This is a genomic window from Enterobacter sp. UPMP701 (genome assembly GCF_053709515.1).
This window is the reverse complement of record NZ_JBSKJN010000003.1, coordinates 15,332-31,568: the sequence shown is the minus strand read 5'-3', so window position 1 is coordinate 31,568 and position 16,237 is coordinate 15,332. Positions and strand designations below refer to the sequence as shown.

At 57.7% G+C, this 16,237-nt stretch carries 12 protein-coding genes; 7 read left to right on the top strand and 5 right to left on the bottom strand.

Translation table 11 applies throughout. The features are described from left to right. Positions 1 to 70: 70 nt before the first annotated feature. On the bottom strand, positions 71 to 2,707 hold the full coding sequence (gene gyrA, locus ACWKXT_RS08825; protein WP_454528469.1) for a DNA topoisomerase (ATP-hydrolyzing) subunit A: 2,637 nt from the start codon (positions 2,705 to 2,707) through the stop codon (positions 71 to 73). 146 nt (positions 2,708 to 2,853) lie between these two features. On the opposite strand from gyrA, the gene ubiG reads away from it, so the two are divergent. The 4 genes from ubiG (at position 2,854) to yfaE (ending at position 7,649) form a co-directional block, all read left to right on the top strand. Further along, on the top strand, positions 2,854 to 3,582 hold the full coding sequence (gene ubiG, locus ACWKXT_RS08820; RefSeq protein WP_454528468.1) for a bifunctional 2-polyprenyl-6-hydroxyphenol methylase/3-demethylubiquinol 3-O-methyltransferase UbiG: 729 nt from the start codon (positions 2,854 to 2,856) through the stop codon (positions 3,580 to 3,582). 347 nt (positions 3,583 to 3,929) lie between these two features. Next, positions 3,930 to 6,215 (top strand): class 1a ribonucleoside-diphosphate reductase subunit alpha, encoded by a 2,286-nt coding sequence (nrdA, locus tag ACWKXT_RS08815; RefSeq protein WP_045341046.1) that lies wholly within the window; start codon positions 3,930 to 3,932, stop codon positions 6,213 to 6,215. Positions 6,216 to 6,264: 49 nt separating this feature from the next. Continuing rightward, positions 6,265 to 7,395, top strand: coding sequence for a class Ia ribonucleoside-diphosphate reductase subunit beta (gene nrdB / locus ACWKXT_RS08810; protein ID WP_454528467.1), 1,131 nt, complete (start codon positions 6,265 to 6,267; stop codon positions 7,393 to 7,395). Continuing rightward, the gene (gene yfaE / locus ACWKXT_RS08805; protein ID WP_010433414.1) at positions 7,395 to 7,649 is read left to right on the top strand and encodes a class I ribonucleotide reductase maintenance protein YfaE; all 255 of its coding nucleotides are present in this window, start codon (positions 7,395 to 7,397) and stop codon (positions 7,647 to 7,649) included. Before nrdB ends, yfaE begins: the two co-directional genes overlap by 1 nt. A gap of 24 nt (positions 7,650 to 7,673) precedes the next feature. On the opposite strand, the gene glpQ is transcribed toward yfaE, so the two are convergent. Together glpQ and glpT are read right to left on the bottom strand one after the other, a co-directional pair. Further along, positions 7,674 to 8,726 carry a glycerophosphodiester phosphodiesterase gene (gene glpQ / locus ACWKXT_RS08800; protein ID WP_454528465.1) on the bottom strand — a complete coding sequence of 351 codons (1,053 nt, stop codon included), beginning with the start codon at positions 8,724 to 8,726 and terminating at the stop codon, positions 7,674 to 7,676. A gap of 11 nt (positions 8,727 to 8,737) precedes the next feature. Beyond that, positions 8,738 to 10,090 carry a glycerol-3-phosphate transporter gene (gene glpT / locus ACWKXT_RS08795; protein ID WP_028013908.1) on the bottom strand — a complete coding sequence of 451 codons (1,353 nt, stop codon included), beginning with the start codon at positions 10,088 to 10,090 and terminating at the stop codon, positions 8,738 to 8,740. 252 nt (positions 10,091 to 10,342) lie between these two features. Between glpT and glpA the strand changes: the two genes are divergently transcribed. From glpA to glpC, 3 genes are read left to right on the top strand one after another with little or no spacing between them, the layout of a single operon-like run. Further along, entirely contained in the window at positions 10,343 to 11,971 is a 1,629-nt protein-coding gene (glpA, locus tag ACWKXT_RS08790) for an anaerobic glycerol-3-phosphate dehydrogenase subunit A (RefSeq protein WP_454532227.1), read from the top strand. Continuing rightward, positions 11,961 to 13,175, top strand: coding sequence for a glycerol-3-phosphate dehydrogenase subunit GlpB (glpB, locus tag ACWKXT_RS08785; protein WP_454532226.1), 1,215 nt, complete (start codon positions 11,961 to 11,963; stop codon positions 13,173 to 13,175). The genes glpA and glpB overlap by 11 nt, the downstream gene beginning before the upstream one ends. Further along, a complete protein-coding gene (glpC, locus tag ACWKXT_RS08780; RefSeq protein ID WP_454532225.1) occupies positions 13,175 to 14,365 on the top strand; it encodes an anaerobic glycerol-3-phosphate dehydrogenase subunit GlpC in 1,191 nt (396 codons plus the stop codon). The genes glpB and glpC overlap by 1 nt, the downstream gene beginning before the upstream one ends. A gap of 33 nt (positions 14,366 to 14,398) precedes the next feature. Here the strand turns inward: glpC and ACWKXT_RS08775 are convergent, their stop codons facing one another. Both ACWKXT_RS08775 and ACWKXT_RS08770 read right to left on the bottom strand, forming a co-directional pair. Continuing rightward, complete coding sequence (locus tag ACWKXT_RS08775) at positions 14,399 to 15,598, bottom strand: nicotinamide mononucleotide deamidase-related protein YfaY (RefSeq protein ID WP_454532224.1); 1,200 nt, start codon at positions 15,596 to 15,598, stop codon at positions 14,399 to 14,401. Between the two features lie 93 nt (positions 15,599 to 15,691). Next, positions 15,692 to 16,231, bottom strand: a complete 540-nt coding sequence (locus tag ACWKXT_RS08770; protein WP_454528460.1) for a YfaZ family outer membrane protein — start codon at positions 16,229 to 16,231, stop codon at positions 15,692 to 15,694. Positions 16,232 to 16,237: the final 6 nt, after the last annotated feature.

Below are 16,237 nucleotides of genomic sequence, written 5' to 3'. Positions count from 1 at the left end.
GCAACGTTCACGTATCTGCATCTGCAAAAGAAAAGGGCCGGAATCCGGCCCTTTTTTGCATCAGAAGACATTACTCGTCAGCGTCATCCGCTGCGTCGTCGTCGTTCTCCGCTTCCGGCGCGATTTCATCATCACCTTCCGCGACGCTGCCGTCGATAGAGTCGAGCTCTTCGTCATCCACCGGCTCAGCAACGCGTTGCAGACCCACTACGTTTTCATCTTCCGCAGTACGGATGAGGATCACGCCCTGGGTGTTACGGCCTACCACGCTGATCTCAGACACGCGGGTACGCACCAGCGTACCGGCATCGGTGATCATCATGATCTGGTCGGTATCATCCACCTGCACCGCGCCGACAACGGAACCGTTGCGCTCGGTTACTTTGATGGAGATAACGCCCTGCGTGCCGCGAGACTTGGTCGGGTATTCGCTTTCCGCCGTACGTTTACCGTAGCCGTTCTGGGTGACGGTCAGGATTGCGCCTTCGCCACGCGGAACGATCAGGGAAACAACGGAGTCTTCACCCGCCAGCTTGATACCACGCACGCCGGTCGCCGTACGACCCATTGCGCGCACGGCGTTCTCTTTAAAGCGCACCACTTTACCGGCCGCAGAGAACAGCATCACTTCATCAGAACCGGAGGTCAGATCCACACCGATCAGCTCGTCGCCTTCGTTCAGGTTCACCGCAATAATACCGGCAGAACGTGGACGGCTGAATTCGGTCAGCGCGGTTTTCTTCACGGTACCGCTCGCGGTTGCCATAAAGACGTTCACGCCCTCTTCGTACTCGCGTACCGGCAGGATGGCGGTGATACGTTCGTTCGCTTCCAGCGGCAGCAGGTTGACGATAGGACGACCACGCGCGCCACGGCTCGCTTCCGGCAGCTGATAGACCTTCATCCAGTACAGACGGCCACGGCTGGAGAAGCAGAGGATCGTGTCGTGGGTGTTGGCCACCAGCAGGCGGTCAATAAAGTCTTCTTCTTTAATACGTGCCGCAGATTTGCCCTTACCGCCACGACGCTGTGCTTCGTAGTCGGTCAGCGGCTGATACTTCACATAGCCCTGGTGAGACAGGGTGACCACCACGTCTTCGCGGTTGATCAGATCTTCAATGTTGATATCAGAGCTGTTGGCCGTGATTTCGGTACGACGCTCGTCGCCGAACTGATCGCGGACCAGCTCCAGCTCTTCGCGGATCACTTCCATCAGGCGCTCGGCGCTACCGAGGATATGCAGCAGCTCAGCAATCTGCTCCAGCAGCTCTTTATACTCGTCGAGCAGTTTTTCATGCTCAAGACCGGTCAGCTTCTGCAGACGCAGATCCAGAATCGCCTGGGCCTGCTGTTCAGTCAGGTAGTACTGACCGTCACGCACGCCGAATTCAGGCTCCAGCCACTCAGGACGCGCGGCGTCATCGCCCGCACGTTCCAGCATCGCCGCCACGTTGCCCAGATCCCACGGACGCGCAACCAGCGACGCTTTCGCTTCAGCCGGGGTTGGCGCACGACGGATCAGTTCGATGATCGGGTCGATGTTGGCCAGCGCAACCGCCAGCGCTTCAAGGATGTGCGCACGGTCGCGCGCTTTGCGCAGTTCGAAGATGGTACGACGGGTCACCACTTCGCGGCGGTGACGCACGAACGCGCTCAGGATCTCTTTCAGGTTCATGATCTTCGGCTGGCCATGGTGCAGCGCAACCATGTTGATACCGAAGGAGACCTGAAGCTGAGTCTGAGAGTACAGATTGTTCAGCACAACCTCACCCACCGCGTCGCGCTTGATTTCAATCACGATGCGCATACCGTCTTTGTCAGACTCGTCGCGCAGCGCGCTGATGCCTTCAACGCGTTTTTCTTTTACCAGCTCGGCGATTTTTTCAATCAGACGCGCTTTGTTCACCTGATACGGGATCTCGTGAACAATGATGGTTTCACGGCCGGTTTTAGCGTCCGCTTCCACTTCGGCGCGGGCGCGGATGTAAATTTTGCCGCGACCGGTACGGTACGCTTCTTCAATACCGCGACGACCGTTGATGATCGCCGCCGTCGGGAAGTCCGGGCCCGGGATATGCTCCATCAGCCCTTCAATGCTGATGTCTTCATCGTCGATATAGGCCAGGCAGCCGTTGATCACTTCCGTGATGTTGTGTGGCGGAATGTTGGTTGCCATACCGACGGCGATACCGGACGAGCCGTTCACCAGCAGGTTAGGGATTTTCGTTGGCATAACGTCAGGGATTTTTTCCGTGCCGTCGTAGTTATCAACGAAATCAACCGTCTCTTTTTCCAGGTCGGCCATCAGTTCATGGGCAATCTTCGCCAGACGGATTTCCGTATAACGCATTGCCGCGGCGGAGTCGCCGTCGATAGAACCAAAGTTACCCTGACCATCTACCAGCATGTAACGCAGCGAGAATGGCTGCGCCATACGGACGATAGTGTCGTACACCGCGGAATCACCATGGGGGTGGTATTTACCGATTACGTCACCAACGACACGGGCAGATTTTTTGTAGGCTTTATTCCAGTCATTGCCCAATACGTTCATGGCGTATAGTACGCGACGGTGTACCGGCTTCAGGCCATCGCGGACGTCCGGCAGCGCACGGCCAACAATGACCGACATCGCATAGTCCAGATAGGAGCTCTTCAGCTCTTCCTCGATGTTAACCGGTGTAATTTCTCTCGCAAGGTCGCTCATCTAACCGCTATCCCTCTACTGTATCCCGGATTCAAAGGTCGCAAATTATAACACAGCCGCGGTGATACAGGTAAACCTATACGCTTTATTCACAGGGATTGCCTGATATACTCATTCGTCTTGCTAAATAAGGAGTAAAAGCGCCCATGAATGCCGAAAAATCCCCGGTGGCTCACAACGTTGACCACGAAGAGATTGCCAAATTTGAAGCGGTGGCGTCCCGCTGGTGGGATCTCGAAGGTGAGTTCAAACCTCTGCATCGTATTAACCCGCTGCGTCTGGGCTATATCGCGGAGCGTTCCGGCGGTCTGTTCGGTAAGAAAGTGCTCGACGTCGGCTGCGGCGGCGGCATCCTTGCGGAGAGCATGGCGCGCGAAGGGGCCACCGTCACCGGCCTGGACATGGGCTTTGAACCACTGCAGGTTGCCCGTCTTCACGCGCTGGAGTCCGGTATACAGGTGGAATACGTGCAGGAAACCGTGGAAGAGCACGCGGCAAAACATGCCCACCAGTACGATGTGGTGACCTGCATGGAGATGCTGGAGCACGTTCCCGACCCACAGTCGGTCGTTAGCGCCTGTGCAAAACTGGTGAAACCGGGCGGTCAGGTCTTCTTCTCGACCATTAACCGCAACGGTAAAGCCTGGCTGATGGCCGTGGTCGGCGCAGAATATGTGCTGCGCATGGTGCCGAAAGGCACACACGACGTGAAGAAATTCATCAAGCCAGCCGAGCTGTTAAGCTGGGTAGACCAGACGTGGCTCAAAGAGCAGCACATCACCGGCCTGCACTACAATCCGCTGACCGATAAATTCAAACTCGCACCGGGCGTAGATGTTAACTATATGTTGCACACAACCGCCAAAAACGACTAACGTCATTCGTTATTCTTATAAAGATTGCGCGACATCATGTTGCGCAATTCTGACCTCTCGTTGAAGAAATCAGCACTCGATCAAATTTTGAATTTTTTTTCTAAATTATTGACATCTCTTCCAGGCCTTACGGTACGAGGACTTAGCCTTTTTTACCCTTTCACAACCTCAATTTAACGTCAAAATCAACCCTTGTGCTGAAAAGATTCGATACTAGAATACTCACCATATAGCGTTTTTCTTATCGCAAAACCCCTATATGTAGTATTTATCCACAGAGTTAGTCACAAGACGGATCTGTGGATAAGCGGGGGATATTTTTTATTTCACGGACAGGTAAAACCCACATGAATCAGAGTCTGCTGGTGACAAAGCGCGACGGTACTACCGAGCGTATCAATCTGGACAAAATCCATCGAGTTCTCGACTGGGCAGCAGAAGGACTGAACAACGTATCTATATCCCAGGTTGAACTGCGTTCTCACATTCAGTTTTACGACGGCATCAAAACGTCTGATATCCACGAAACGATCATTAAAGCGGCGGCAGACCTCATCTCCCGCGACGCACCGGATTATCAGTACCTCGCTGCGCGTCTGGCGATTTTCCACCTGCGTAAGAAAGCCTACGGCCAGTTTGAGCCGCCGAAGCTGTACGATCACGTAGTGAAAATGGTCGAGCTGGGCAAATACGACACGCATCTGCTGGAAGACTATACGGAAGAAGAGTTCGAGCAGATGAACGGGTTTATCGATCACTGGCGCGACATGAACTTCTCCTACGCGGCGGTGAAGCAGCTCGAAGGCAAATACCTGGTTCAGAACCGTGTGACCGGTGAGATCTACGAAAGCGCCCAGTTCCTCTATATTCTGGTGGCCGCCTGCCTGTTCTCTAACTACCCGCGTGAGACCCGTCTGGACTACGTGAAGCGTTTCTACGATGCGGTGTCGACGTTCAAAATTTCTCTGCCAACGCCAATCATGTCTGGCGTGCGCACCCCTACCCGTCAGTTCAGCTCATGCGTACTGATCGAGTGTGGTGACAGCCTGGATTCCATTAACGCCACCTCCAGCGCGATCGTAAAATACGTCTCCCAGCGTGCCGGTATCGGCATCAACGCTGGTCGTATTCGTGCGCTGGGCAGCCCGATCCGCGGCGGTGAAGCGTTCCACACCGGCTGTATCCCGTTCTACAAGCACTTCCAGACGGCGGTAAAATCCTGCTCTCAGGGCGGCGTGCGCGGCGGTGCTGCGACCCTGTTCTACCCAATGTGGCACCTGGAAGTGGAAAGCCTGCTGGTCCTGAAGAACAACCGCGGCGTGGAAGGCAACCGCGTGCGTCATATGGACTACGGCGTGCAGATCAACAAGCTGATGTACACCCGTCTGCTGAAAGGGGAAGACATCACCCTGTTTAGCCCGTCAGACGTTCCAGGTCTGTACGACGCGTTCTTCGCCGATCAGGACGAGTTCGAACGTCTGTACACCAAATACGAAAAAGACGACAGCATCCGCAAGCAGCGCGTGAAGGCGGTAGACCTGTTCTCCCTGATGATGCAGGAACGTGCCTCTACTGGCCGTATCTACATTCAGAACGTTGACCACTGCAACACCCACAGCCCGTTTGATCCGGTGGTTGCGCCAGTGCGCCAGTCTAACCTGTGCCTGGAGATCGCCCTGCCGACCAAACCGCTGGAAGACGTGAACGACGAAAACGGTGAAATTGCGCTGTGTACCCTGTCCGCGTTCAACCTGGGTGCGATTAAGAGCCTGGACGAGCTGGAAGAGCTGGCCGTGCTGGCGGTTCGCGCGCTGGATGCCCTGCTGGACTACCAGGATTACCCAATCCCGGCCGCTAAACGCGGGGCGATGGGTCGTCGTACCCTGGGTATCGGCGTGATCAACTTCGCCTACTGGCTGGCGAAAAACGGCAAGCGTTACTCCGACGGCAGCGCGAACAACCTGACGCACCAGACGTTCGAAGCGATTCAGTACTATCTGATGAAAGCCTCTAACGAGCTGGCGAAAGAGCAAGGCGCGTGCCCGTGGTTCAACGAAACCACCTACGCAAAAGGCATTCTGCCGATCGACACCTACAAGAAAGACCTGGATGCGATCGTCAGCGAGCCGCTGCATCTCGACTGGGAAGGCCTGCGCGAGTCCATCAAGACGCACGGCCTGCGTAACTCCACGCTCTCTGCCCTGATGCCGTCCGAGACCTCTTCGCAGATCTCTAACGCCACCAACGGTATTGAGCCACCGCGCGGTCACGTCAGCATCAAAGCGTCGAAAGACGGCGTGCTGCGTCAGGTGGTGCCGGATTACGAAACGCTGGGTAACAACTACGAGCTGCTGTGGGAAATGCCAAACAACGACGGCTACCTGCAGCTGGTGGGCATCATGCAGAAGTTTATCGACCAGTCGATCTCTGCCAACACCAACTACGACCCGACGCGCTTCCCGTCTGGCAAGGTGCCGATGCAGCAGCTGTTGAAAGACCTGCTGACCGCCTATAAATTTGGCGTGAAAACGCTGTACTATCACAACACCCGTGATGGTGCGGAAGACGCGCAGGACGACCTGGTACCGTCAATTCAGGACGATGGCTGCGAAAGCGGCGCATGTAAGATCTAATGAAGGGCGGGGATATCCCCGCCTTTATTTCGTAAGACAGGACACACTCATGGCATATACCACCTTTTCACAGACGAAAAACGACCAGCTCAAAGAGCCGATGTTCTTCGGCCAGCCGGTCAACGTGGCACGCTACGATCAGCAAAAATATGACATCTTCGAAAAGCTGATTGAAAAGCAACTCTCCTTCTTCTGGCGTCCGGAAGAAGTGGACGTCTCCCGCGACCGTATTGATTACCAGTCGCTGCCGGAACACGAAAAACATATCTTCATAAGCAATCTGAAGTACCAGACGCTGCTGGACTCCATTCAGGGCCGTAGCCCGAACGTGGCGCTGCTGCCGCTGATCTCCATTCCTGAGCTGGAAACCTGGGTGGAAACCTGGGCGTTCTCCGAAACGATCCACTCACGCTCTTATACCCACATCATCCGTAACATCGTGAACGATCCGGCGGTGGTGTTTGACGATATCGTCACCAACGAGCAGATCCAGAAGCGCGCAGAAGGCATTGCACACTACTACGACGAGCTGATCGAGATGACCAGCTACTGGCATCTGCTGGGCGAAGGCACGCACAACGTGAACGGCAAAACCGTCACCGTGAACCTGCGCGCGCTGAAAAAACAGCTGTATCTGTGCCTGATGAGCGTCAACGCGCTGGAAGCGATCCGCTTCTACGTGAGCTTCGCCTGCTCCTTCGCCTTTGCCGAGCGCAAGCTGATGGAAGGCAACGCCAAAATCATTCGCCTGATCGCCCGTGACGAAGCCCTGCACCTGACCGGCACCCAGCACATGCTGAACCTGCTGCGCAGCGGTACGGACGACCCGGAAATGGCGGAAATCGCCGAAGAGTGCAAGCAGGAGTGCTATGACCTGTTCGTGCTGGCGGCCCAGCAGGAGAAAGAGTGGGCAGACTACCTGTTCCGCGACGGCTCCATGATTGGCCTGAACAAAGATATCCTGTGCCAGTACGTTGAGTACATCACCAACATCCGCATGCAGGCGGTCGGTCTGGACCTGCCGTTCCAGACGCGCTCTAACCCGATACCGTGGATCAACACCTGGCTGGTGTCCGATAACGTGCAGGTTGCGCCGCAGGAAGTGGAAGTGAGCTCTTATCTGGTCGGTCAGATTGATTCTGAAGTCAACACCGACGACCTGAGCGACTTCCAGCTCTGATGACGCGCGTAACGCTGAGTCTTTCTGGCACCGAAGTGCTGTGCCAGGAAGAGCACCCTTCCCTGCTGGTGGCGCTTGAGGCGCATCAGGTTGAGGTAGAGTACCAGTGTCGTGAAGGCTATTGCGGCTCCTGCCGCTGCCGTCTGGTCGCAGGCCAGGTGGACTGGCTGACCGAACCGCTGGCCTTTATCAGTGAAGGGGAAATTTTGCCCTGCTGCTGCCGGGCAAAAGGCGATATTGAGATCGAGATGTAAAAAAAGGGCCTTACGGCCCTTTTTCTATTTTAAGAACGTCACTGCTTTATCCGGGAAATCCGTAAACAGCCCGTCCACATCCGCCTGCTTATACAACACCTCGTAAAGCTGATTCACGTCCGTGGCATACGGCGGCAGCTGGTCTGCACGCACCGTGTAAGGATGCACCTGCATCTTGCTCGCATGCGCCTCTTTCACCATCGCCGTCAGCTTCACGTGGCCCGGCGATGAGCCTTCCGCCACCAGCATGTGGTAATCCGGCCCGATGCCGTCGGCGTACTGCGCAATCTGCTTCATCGCGCCCGGCTTGAACATCCAGTCGTAGTTGTAATTCACCCACTTCCCGTCCGGCTGCTTCTCCTGGGTTTCGTTCCAGTCGGTATAGGCAATCAGCTGTACCAGATTGAGATCCATCCCCATCTTCGGCTCCAGCTCGGTTTTAATGCGCTTCAGCTCGGCGGCATCAAAACACTGCAGGTAAACTTTGTCTTTCTTGCTGGTGTAGCCGTACTGTTTCAGCACCTCCAGCGTCTTCGCGGCAATATCCTTCCCTTCCTGATGGTGGAACCACGGCGCTTTAATTTCCGGGTAGATACCGATGTTTTTCCCGGTGGAATGGTTCAGCCCCTGAACAAACTCAATCTCTTCCTGGAAGGTATGAATGCGGAAGTCAGATTTGCCCATCGGGAAGCGTCCCGGATAGACCTGCACCTTCTTGCCGTTTTCAATCTCGAAGCCCTCGGTAAATTTCAGAGAGCGGATTTCATCCAGGGTAAAGTCGATGGCGTAGTAACGACCATCTTTGCGCGCGCGGTCCGGGAAACGCTCCGCCACGTCCGTCACGCGGTCAAGATAGTGGTCATGCAGGACGACCAGCTGGCCGTCCTTTGTCATCACCAGATCCTGCTCCAGATAATCCGCGCCCTGCGCATAGGCCATCGCTTTCGCCGGCAGCGTATGCTCCGGCAGGTAGCCACTGGCACCGCGGTGGGCGATAACGATTTTATCCGCAGCCAGGGCGGAGCCTGTCATCAGGCCTGCCAGCAGCAGACCTGTTGCTAATTGGGTTAATTTCATCGCAATGCTCCTTATTGACGACGCGCCAGCACTTCCGCGTGGTGACGTTTCTCGCCGATCATCACAACAACCAGCAGCAGAACCGCCAGCACGCTGCCGCCAATCATCACCATAAAGCCGCCGTCCCAGCCGAAGAAGTCAACGGTGTAGCCCACGATAGCGCTCGCCGCGACCGAACCACCCAGGTAGCCGAACAGACCGGTAAAGCCTGCCGCCGTGCCTGCCGCTTTCTTCGGCGCCAGCTCCAGCGCGTGCAGACCGATCAGCATCACCGGGCCGTAAATCAGGAAGCCGATAACGATCATACAAGCCATGTCTACGGACGGGTTGCCCGGCGGGTTGAGCCAGTAAACGACGGTGGCAATGGTCACCAGGGTCATAAAGAACACGCCCGTCGCGCCGCGGTTGCCTTTAAACACTTTGTCCGACATCCAGCCGCAAATCAGCGTGCCCGGGATCCCGGCGTATTCATACAGGAAGTAGGCCCAGGAGGATTTATCCAGCGCGAAGTGCTTCACCTCTTTCAGGTAGGTCGGGGACCAGTCGAGGATGCCGTAGCGCAGCAGGTAAACGAACACGTTCGCCACCGCGATGTACCACAGCAGCTTGTTCGGCAGCACGTACTTCATGAAGATCTGTTTCGCGGTCAGCTCTTCTTCGTGCTTCTCGCTGTAATCGTCCGGATAGTCGTTCTTGTACTCTTCGATCGGCGGCAGCCCGCAGGACTGCGGCGTGTCGCGCATCAGGGCGAAGGCAATAATCGCCACCAGAATGGCGCCGAAGGCAGGCATGTAGAGCGCCGCGTGCCAGTCGTTGAACCAGGCCATCCCCAGCAGGAACAGCAGAGGTGGAAGCCCGCCCCCGACGTTATGCGCGCAGTTCCACACAGATACAATGCCGCCGCGCTCTTTCTGCGACCACCAGTGCACCATGGTACGTCCGCACGGCGGCCACCCCATCCCCTGGAACCAGCCGCAGAGGAACAGCAGCACGAACATAATCGCAATACTGGACGTCGCCCACGGCACAAAGCCCATGAACAGCATCACCGCTGCCGCCAGGATCAGACCAGCGGGCAGGAACACGCGCGGATTCGAGCGATCCGACACCGAACCCATGATGAATTTCGAAAAACCGTAGGCGATAGAGATCCCCGACAGCGCGAAGCCCAGATCGCCGCGGGAGAAGCCCTGCTCCACCAGATACGGCATGGCGAGCGCAAAGTTTTTACGCACAAGATAGTACGCCGCGTACCCGAAGAAGATCCCCAGGAAAATTTGCCAACGCAGACGACGGTATAGCGGATCAATTTCTGCCTCTGGCAGACGCGCCCGATGCGGCGCAGGTTTGAAGATACTGAGCATTACAGCCTCCGTGGCCTTGAATTAAATGGGCAGGTGGCTCGCACCTGAATTCCAGAGGCGGGGATGTTAAGAAATCACGGTGATTGTTACTGTGAATCAACGCACAGATTGTTACAGAAATATGACAGAATGCGCAAAAAAGCGCATGAAATCACGTTTCACTTTCGAATTTCGCGCGTTTATGTTCGAAATCAAACAAACCACACTATTGATATGGCTAAATGATAAAAAAACGAACATAGAGGGTAAACAATGACCATTCACGATCCTCGCTACAGCGATGTGATAATCATTGGCGGTGGCGCAACTGGCGCCGGCATCGCGCGCGACTGCGCCCTTCGCGGCTTAAGCGTCACGCTGCTGGAGCGCCACGATATCGCCACGGGCGCAACCGGGCGTAACCACGGCCTGCTGCACAGCGGCGCGCGGTATGCAGTTACAGACGGTGAATCCGCGCGCGAATGCATTGCTGAAAACCAGATCCTCAAGCGTATCGCCCGGCACTGCATAGAGCCGACCGACGGCCTCTTTATTACCCTTCCTGAAGATGACCTCGCCTTTCAGAACACCTTTATTACCGCCTGCACAGCAGCGGGCATTCAGGCTGAGGCCATGGATCCGGCGCTGGCCCGGCGGCTGGAGCCGTCGGTGAACCCGGCGCTTATCGGCGCGGTGAAAGTGCCCGACGGCACCGTCGACCCGTTCCGTCTGACGGCCGCCAATATGCTCGACGCCCGCGAACATGGGGCGCGCATTCTGACCGGACATGAAGTGACCGGGCTTATCCGCGAAGGTCATCGCGTCTGCGGCGTGCGGATTGTTGATACGCAATATAACGAACACAGCGAGCTGTATGCCGCCGTGGTGGTCAACGCGGCGGGGATCTGGGGGCAGCGTATTGCGGAGTACGCCGACCTGTCGGTGCGCATGTTCCCGGCAAAAGGCTCGCTGCTGATCCTCGACCACCGCATCAATAACCACGTCATCAACCGCTGCCGCAAGCCGTCTGACGCCGATATTCTGGTCCCTGGCGATACCATTTCGTTAATCGGTACCACCTCAACCCACGTGGACTACAGCGAGATTGACTACAACCGCGTGACCGCCGAAGAGGTCGACATTCTGCTGCGCGAAGGGGAAAAACTGGCCCCGGTAATGGCGCAGACGCGTATCCTGCGCGCCTACGCAGGCGTGCGTCCCCTTGTCGCTAGCGATAACGATCCGAGCGGACGTAACGTCAGCCGGGGCATCGTGCTGCTCGATCACGCCGGGCGCGACGGCATGGACGGATTTATCACCATCACCGGCGGCAAGCTGATGACCTACCGCCTGATGGCCGAGTGGGCGACCGATGCCGTCTGCCGCAAGCTGGGGAATACCGAACCGTGCGTCACCGCAGAACAACCGCTGCCGGGATCGCGCCAGTCTAACGAGAAAACGCTGCAGAAAATCATCTCCCTGCCCGCGCCGCTGCGCGGGTCCGCGATTTACCGCCACGGCGACAGAACGCCGCAGTGGCTCGGTGAAGGACGACTGAGCCGCAGCCTGGTCTGCGAGTGCGAAGCCGTTACCGCAGGCGAAGTGCAGTACGCGGTAGAGAACCTGACGGTCAACAGCCTGCTGGATCTCCGCCGCCGCACTCGCGTCGGAATGGGGACCTGTCAGGGCGAGCTGTGCGCCTGTCGTGCCGCCGGGCTGCTGCAACGTTTTCATACCACCACCGCCACGCAGTCGCTCGAGCAGCTCAGCGCGTTTTTAAACGAGCGCTGGAAAGGCATTCAGCCTGTCGCCTGGGGAGATGCCCTGCGCGAAAGCGAATTTACCCGCTGGGTCTATCAGGGGCTTTGCGGTCTGGAGAAGGAGCAACACGATGAAATTTGATACCGTCATCGTCGGCGGCGGGCTGGCAGGCTTGCTCTGCGGCATCAAACTCACGAAGCAGGGACTGCGCTGCGCCATTATAACCCGCGGCCAGAGCGCCCTGCATTTCTCGTCGGGCTCGCTGGATCTGGTGGACGAAGCGTACCGCGATACGCTGCCGCCGGAGCACCCCTATCACCTGATTGGCGCGCAGCATATTGATCGCTTTGCGCTGGAAACCGAAGCGCTGCTGGCGGACTGCGGCGCACATCTGAAGGGAAGCGCCAGGCTCAATCACCAGCGCGTCACGCCGCTCGGCACCCTGCGCTCCGCGTGGCTCAGCCCGGAGGAGGTTCCCGTTGCCCCCTTAACTGCCGCGCGCGTGCGGGTGGTGGGCATCAGCGGCTTTCTGGATTTTCAGCCCCATCTCGCGGCGGCATCGCTCTGTCGCCAGGGGGTTAACGCCGACACGGCGGAAATAGATCTGCCCGAGCTGGATGTCCTGCGCGATAACCCGAGCGAGTTTCGCGCGGTGAATATCGCCCGTTTTCTGGATAATGAGGACAAATGGCCACTGCTGTATGACGCGCTCAGGCCGCTCGGCGAAACCTGTGATGCCCTGCTGATGCCCGCCTGCTTTGGTTTAAATGACAACCGGCTCTGGCGCTGGCTTTCCGATCGCCTGCCCTGCTCGCTCGGCCTGCTGCCCACGCTGCCCCCTTCCGTACCCGGCATTCGCCTGCATACCCAGCTCCAGCGTCAGTTTGTGGCGCAGGGCGGCGTGTGGCTGGCGGGTGATGAGGTGAAAAAAATCACCCTGACCGACGGCGCGGTGAGCGAAATCTGGACGCGTAACCATGATGATATTCCGCTTCGTGCCCGCTATACGGTGCTGGCAAGCGGGAGCTTCTTCAGCAACGGGCTGCTGAGCAGCCGGGAAGGCGTTCGGGAAGCCATTATGGGGCTGGATGTGCGGCAGAGCGCCTCCCGCGCGGACTGGTATCAGAGTGATTTCTTCACGCCGCAGCCCTGGCAGCAGTTTGGCGTAATTGTCGATCACCAGCTACACCCGCAACTTTCCGGTAAACCCGTCGGTAATCTTTTTGCCATAGGCTCGGTGCTGGGCGGTTACGATCCGATTGCCCAGGGATGCGGCGGTGGGGTTTGCGCCGTCACGGCGCTGTATGTGGCAGAGCAGATTTGCCAGCGCACGGAGGCTGAATAATGAACGACACCCGTTTTGAAAGCTGCATTAAATGCACGGTCTGTACCACCGTCTGCCCGGTCAGCGGCGTGAACCCGCGCTACCCCGGGCCAAAGCAGGCCGGGCCGGACGGCGAGCGACTGCGTCTGAAGGACGGCAAGCTGTACGACGAGGCGCTGAAATACTGCATTAACTGCAAACGCTGCGAGGTCGCCTGCCCCTCGGATGTGAAAATCGGCGACATCATCCAGCGCGCCCGGGCGCGCTACAGCACGCAAAAGCCGTCACTGCGCGATGCGATCCTGAGCCATACCGATCTGATGGGTAGCGTCTCAACGCCGTTTGCCCCCATCGTGAATGCCGCGACCTCTCTCAAACCGGTGCGTCAGTTGCTGGATGCGACGCTGAAGATAGACCATCACCGTAGCCTGCCGAAATATTCCCATGGCACCTTCCGCCGCTGGTACAAATCCGTCGCGGCGCAACAGGCGCAGTACGCCGATCAGGTGGCCTTTTTCCACGGCTGCTACGTGAATTACAACCATCCGCAGCTGGGCAAAGACCTGTTGAAGGTGCTGAACGCCATGGGAACGGGCGTTCAGTTGCTCAGCAAAGAGAAGTGCTGCGGCGTGCCGCTGATTGCCAACGGGTTTACCGATAAAGCGCGCAAGCAGGCTAAAAGCAACGTCACGTCACTGCGCGAAGCGATTGTCGACAAAGGTATCCCGGTACTGGCGACATCGTCCACCTGCACCTTCACCCTGCGCGATGAGTATCCGCATCTGCTGGACGTGGATAACACCGGCCTGCGCGAGCACATTGAGCTGGCGACACGCTTTCTGTGGCGTAAGCTGGACAGCGGTCAGACATTGCCGCTGGGGACATTGCCGCTGAAAGTGGTGTATCACACCCCGTGTCATATGGAGAAAATGGGCTGGTCGCTCTATACGCTGGAGCTGCTGCGGTTAATTCCGGGGCTGGAGCTGACGGTCCTGGATTCACGCTGCTGCGGGATTGCGGGCACCTACGGCTTTAAGCGTGAAAACTACGATACCTCGCAGGCGATTGGCGCCCCGCTGTTCCGCCAGATTGAAGAGAGCGGCGCGGATATCGTGGTAACGGACTGCGAAACCTGTAAATGGCAGATTGAGATGTCCACCAGCAAGCGCTGCGAACATCCGATCAGCCTGCTGGCGAAAGCGCTGGCGTGAACATTGCCGGGGCGAGAGACCCCGGCAAACGCATCATTCAATGAACAGCGAGTCCACGACGTTAATCCAGCCGTGCTCGCTGGCAACCTCTTTACCGTTCAGCCAGCGGCGTAGCATGTTCAGCGCCATCATTGCGCACACCTCCTGACGTACCGCCAGGCTGTGTCGCGTGATGCTCATTTTCACCCGCAGCGCATGCGTGCCCTCCGGCGTTGCCAGAGCAAAATTAAGATGTTCCTCATCCAGCCCGCCGACAAACAGCGCCAGACCGGCAAAGTGTTTCACCCTTCTCTCGGAAGCCCAGCGTGCGGTCTGCGCCAGCGTCTCCTGCTGGAACGGCACCACCTCACTGGCAAGCAGCGGCGCGTTGACGCGCGACAACTGCAGCGCCAGCAGGCCACCGGTGAACTGCTCGCTTAAGGTCACGCTAAGCTGGCGAGCCTGCAGATGCGTTGCAATCTGCGCGGGTAGTCCTTCCGTCCCTTCAAAGATCAGGCTTTCGCCCGCCACGCGCTGCACCTCAGGCCACAAAGCCAGCATCGCCTCTTTTTGCGTAGCCGGTCCTGTTAATTTGAGCTCAATGATCGGCATAGAGGAGCGATAGCCCATGGACACACCCGGCGGCAGCGCAAGGTGGTCAAGGCTCTGGGCCAGATCGCTTTCCGAGCGGCCAAAGGTGGTCAGACGCAGGCAAAGCGGGGGTTCAGGCAGAGTAAAACACTGACGAAGGCGCGGCAGGATCTGCTGCTCGACCATCACCTTAAATTCGGAGGGTACGCCCGGGGTGAAGAACATCAGGCAGCGGTTCAGCTGCATGGCAAACCCGCAGGCGGTACCGACCGGGTTATCGACCAGTTCAGCGCTGGCGGGGATCTCAGCCTGTTTGCGGTTGCTGGGGGCCATAACGCGGCCACGTTCGGAGAAAAAGCGCTCCATCTGCGAAAGCCACGCCTCGTGCAGCACCAGCCCTTCGCCTTTTGCGGTCGCGGCGGCCAGCGCGCTGAGATCGTCACTGGTGGGGCCGAGCCCGCCATTCACGATCAGCACGTCGCAGTGTTCACTACGCTCGCGCAGGATGCTGACCAGTGACTCAAGATTGTCGCCAACCGTATTACGGCGCGTTAACGGTAATCCTTGCTCAAAGAAAAGATCGGCAAGCCAGGCTGCATTGGTATCAATAATTTGTCCGTGCAGCACTTCGTCGCCGGTGGATAACATCTCCACGTTAATCATTGTGTTCTCCCGCTTATTTGGTCAAAACACTATAGCGCAAACGCGGGGTGGAGATGAGAGAAACTGGCGCGACGGAACGCCGCGCCGGAACGTTTAGAAGCCTGCGCTCACGCCCACGTACGGGCCGTCAGCCAGCGCGTTATCGCGGTTGCCGTCTTTACCGGCCAGGTTCAGGTAACGATAACCCGCTTCAATGGTAATCGGACGCATGATGGTCCAGCGCGCGCCGGCGTTGGCCTCTTCATAGCTGTCGATACCGCTGGAGAGGGAATCAGGCGAGTAGTAGTACTCGCCGAACAGGCCGAAGCTGTCGCCAATTTTCCACTGCAGGCCGCCACCTACTGCCGCCGCGTAACCTTCATCACCGTCGTTCGGGTTAGTATAGATGCCTTTACCACCGACGGTCGCCAGGAACGGACCCAGAGGAAGGTTGAGACCGAGGCCGAGGCTTGCCGCGTCGCCGTCGTCATCATTGTGCGTCCAGCCGCCGGTCATCGCCAGGCCGGAGGTCTCCGTGCCCAGGCCAAAACCGAGGTGGGTATAGTCCTGACCCGCAGAACCATTAATGCTAATGGCGTTAGCCGCCGCAGATACAACCATCAGGCCGAGGCCCATTAATGCCACTTTTTTCATTGTCGC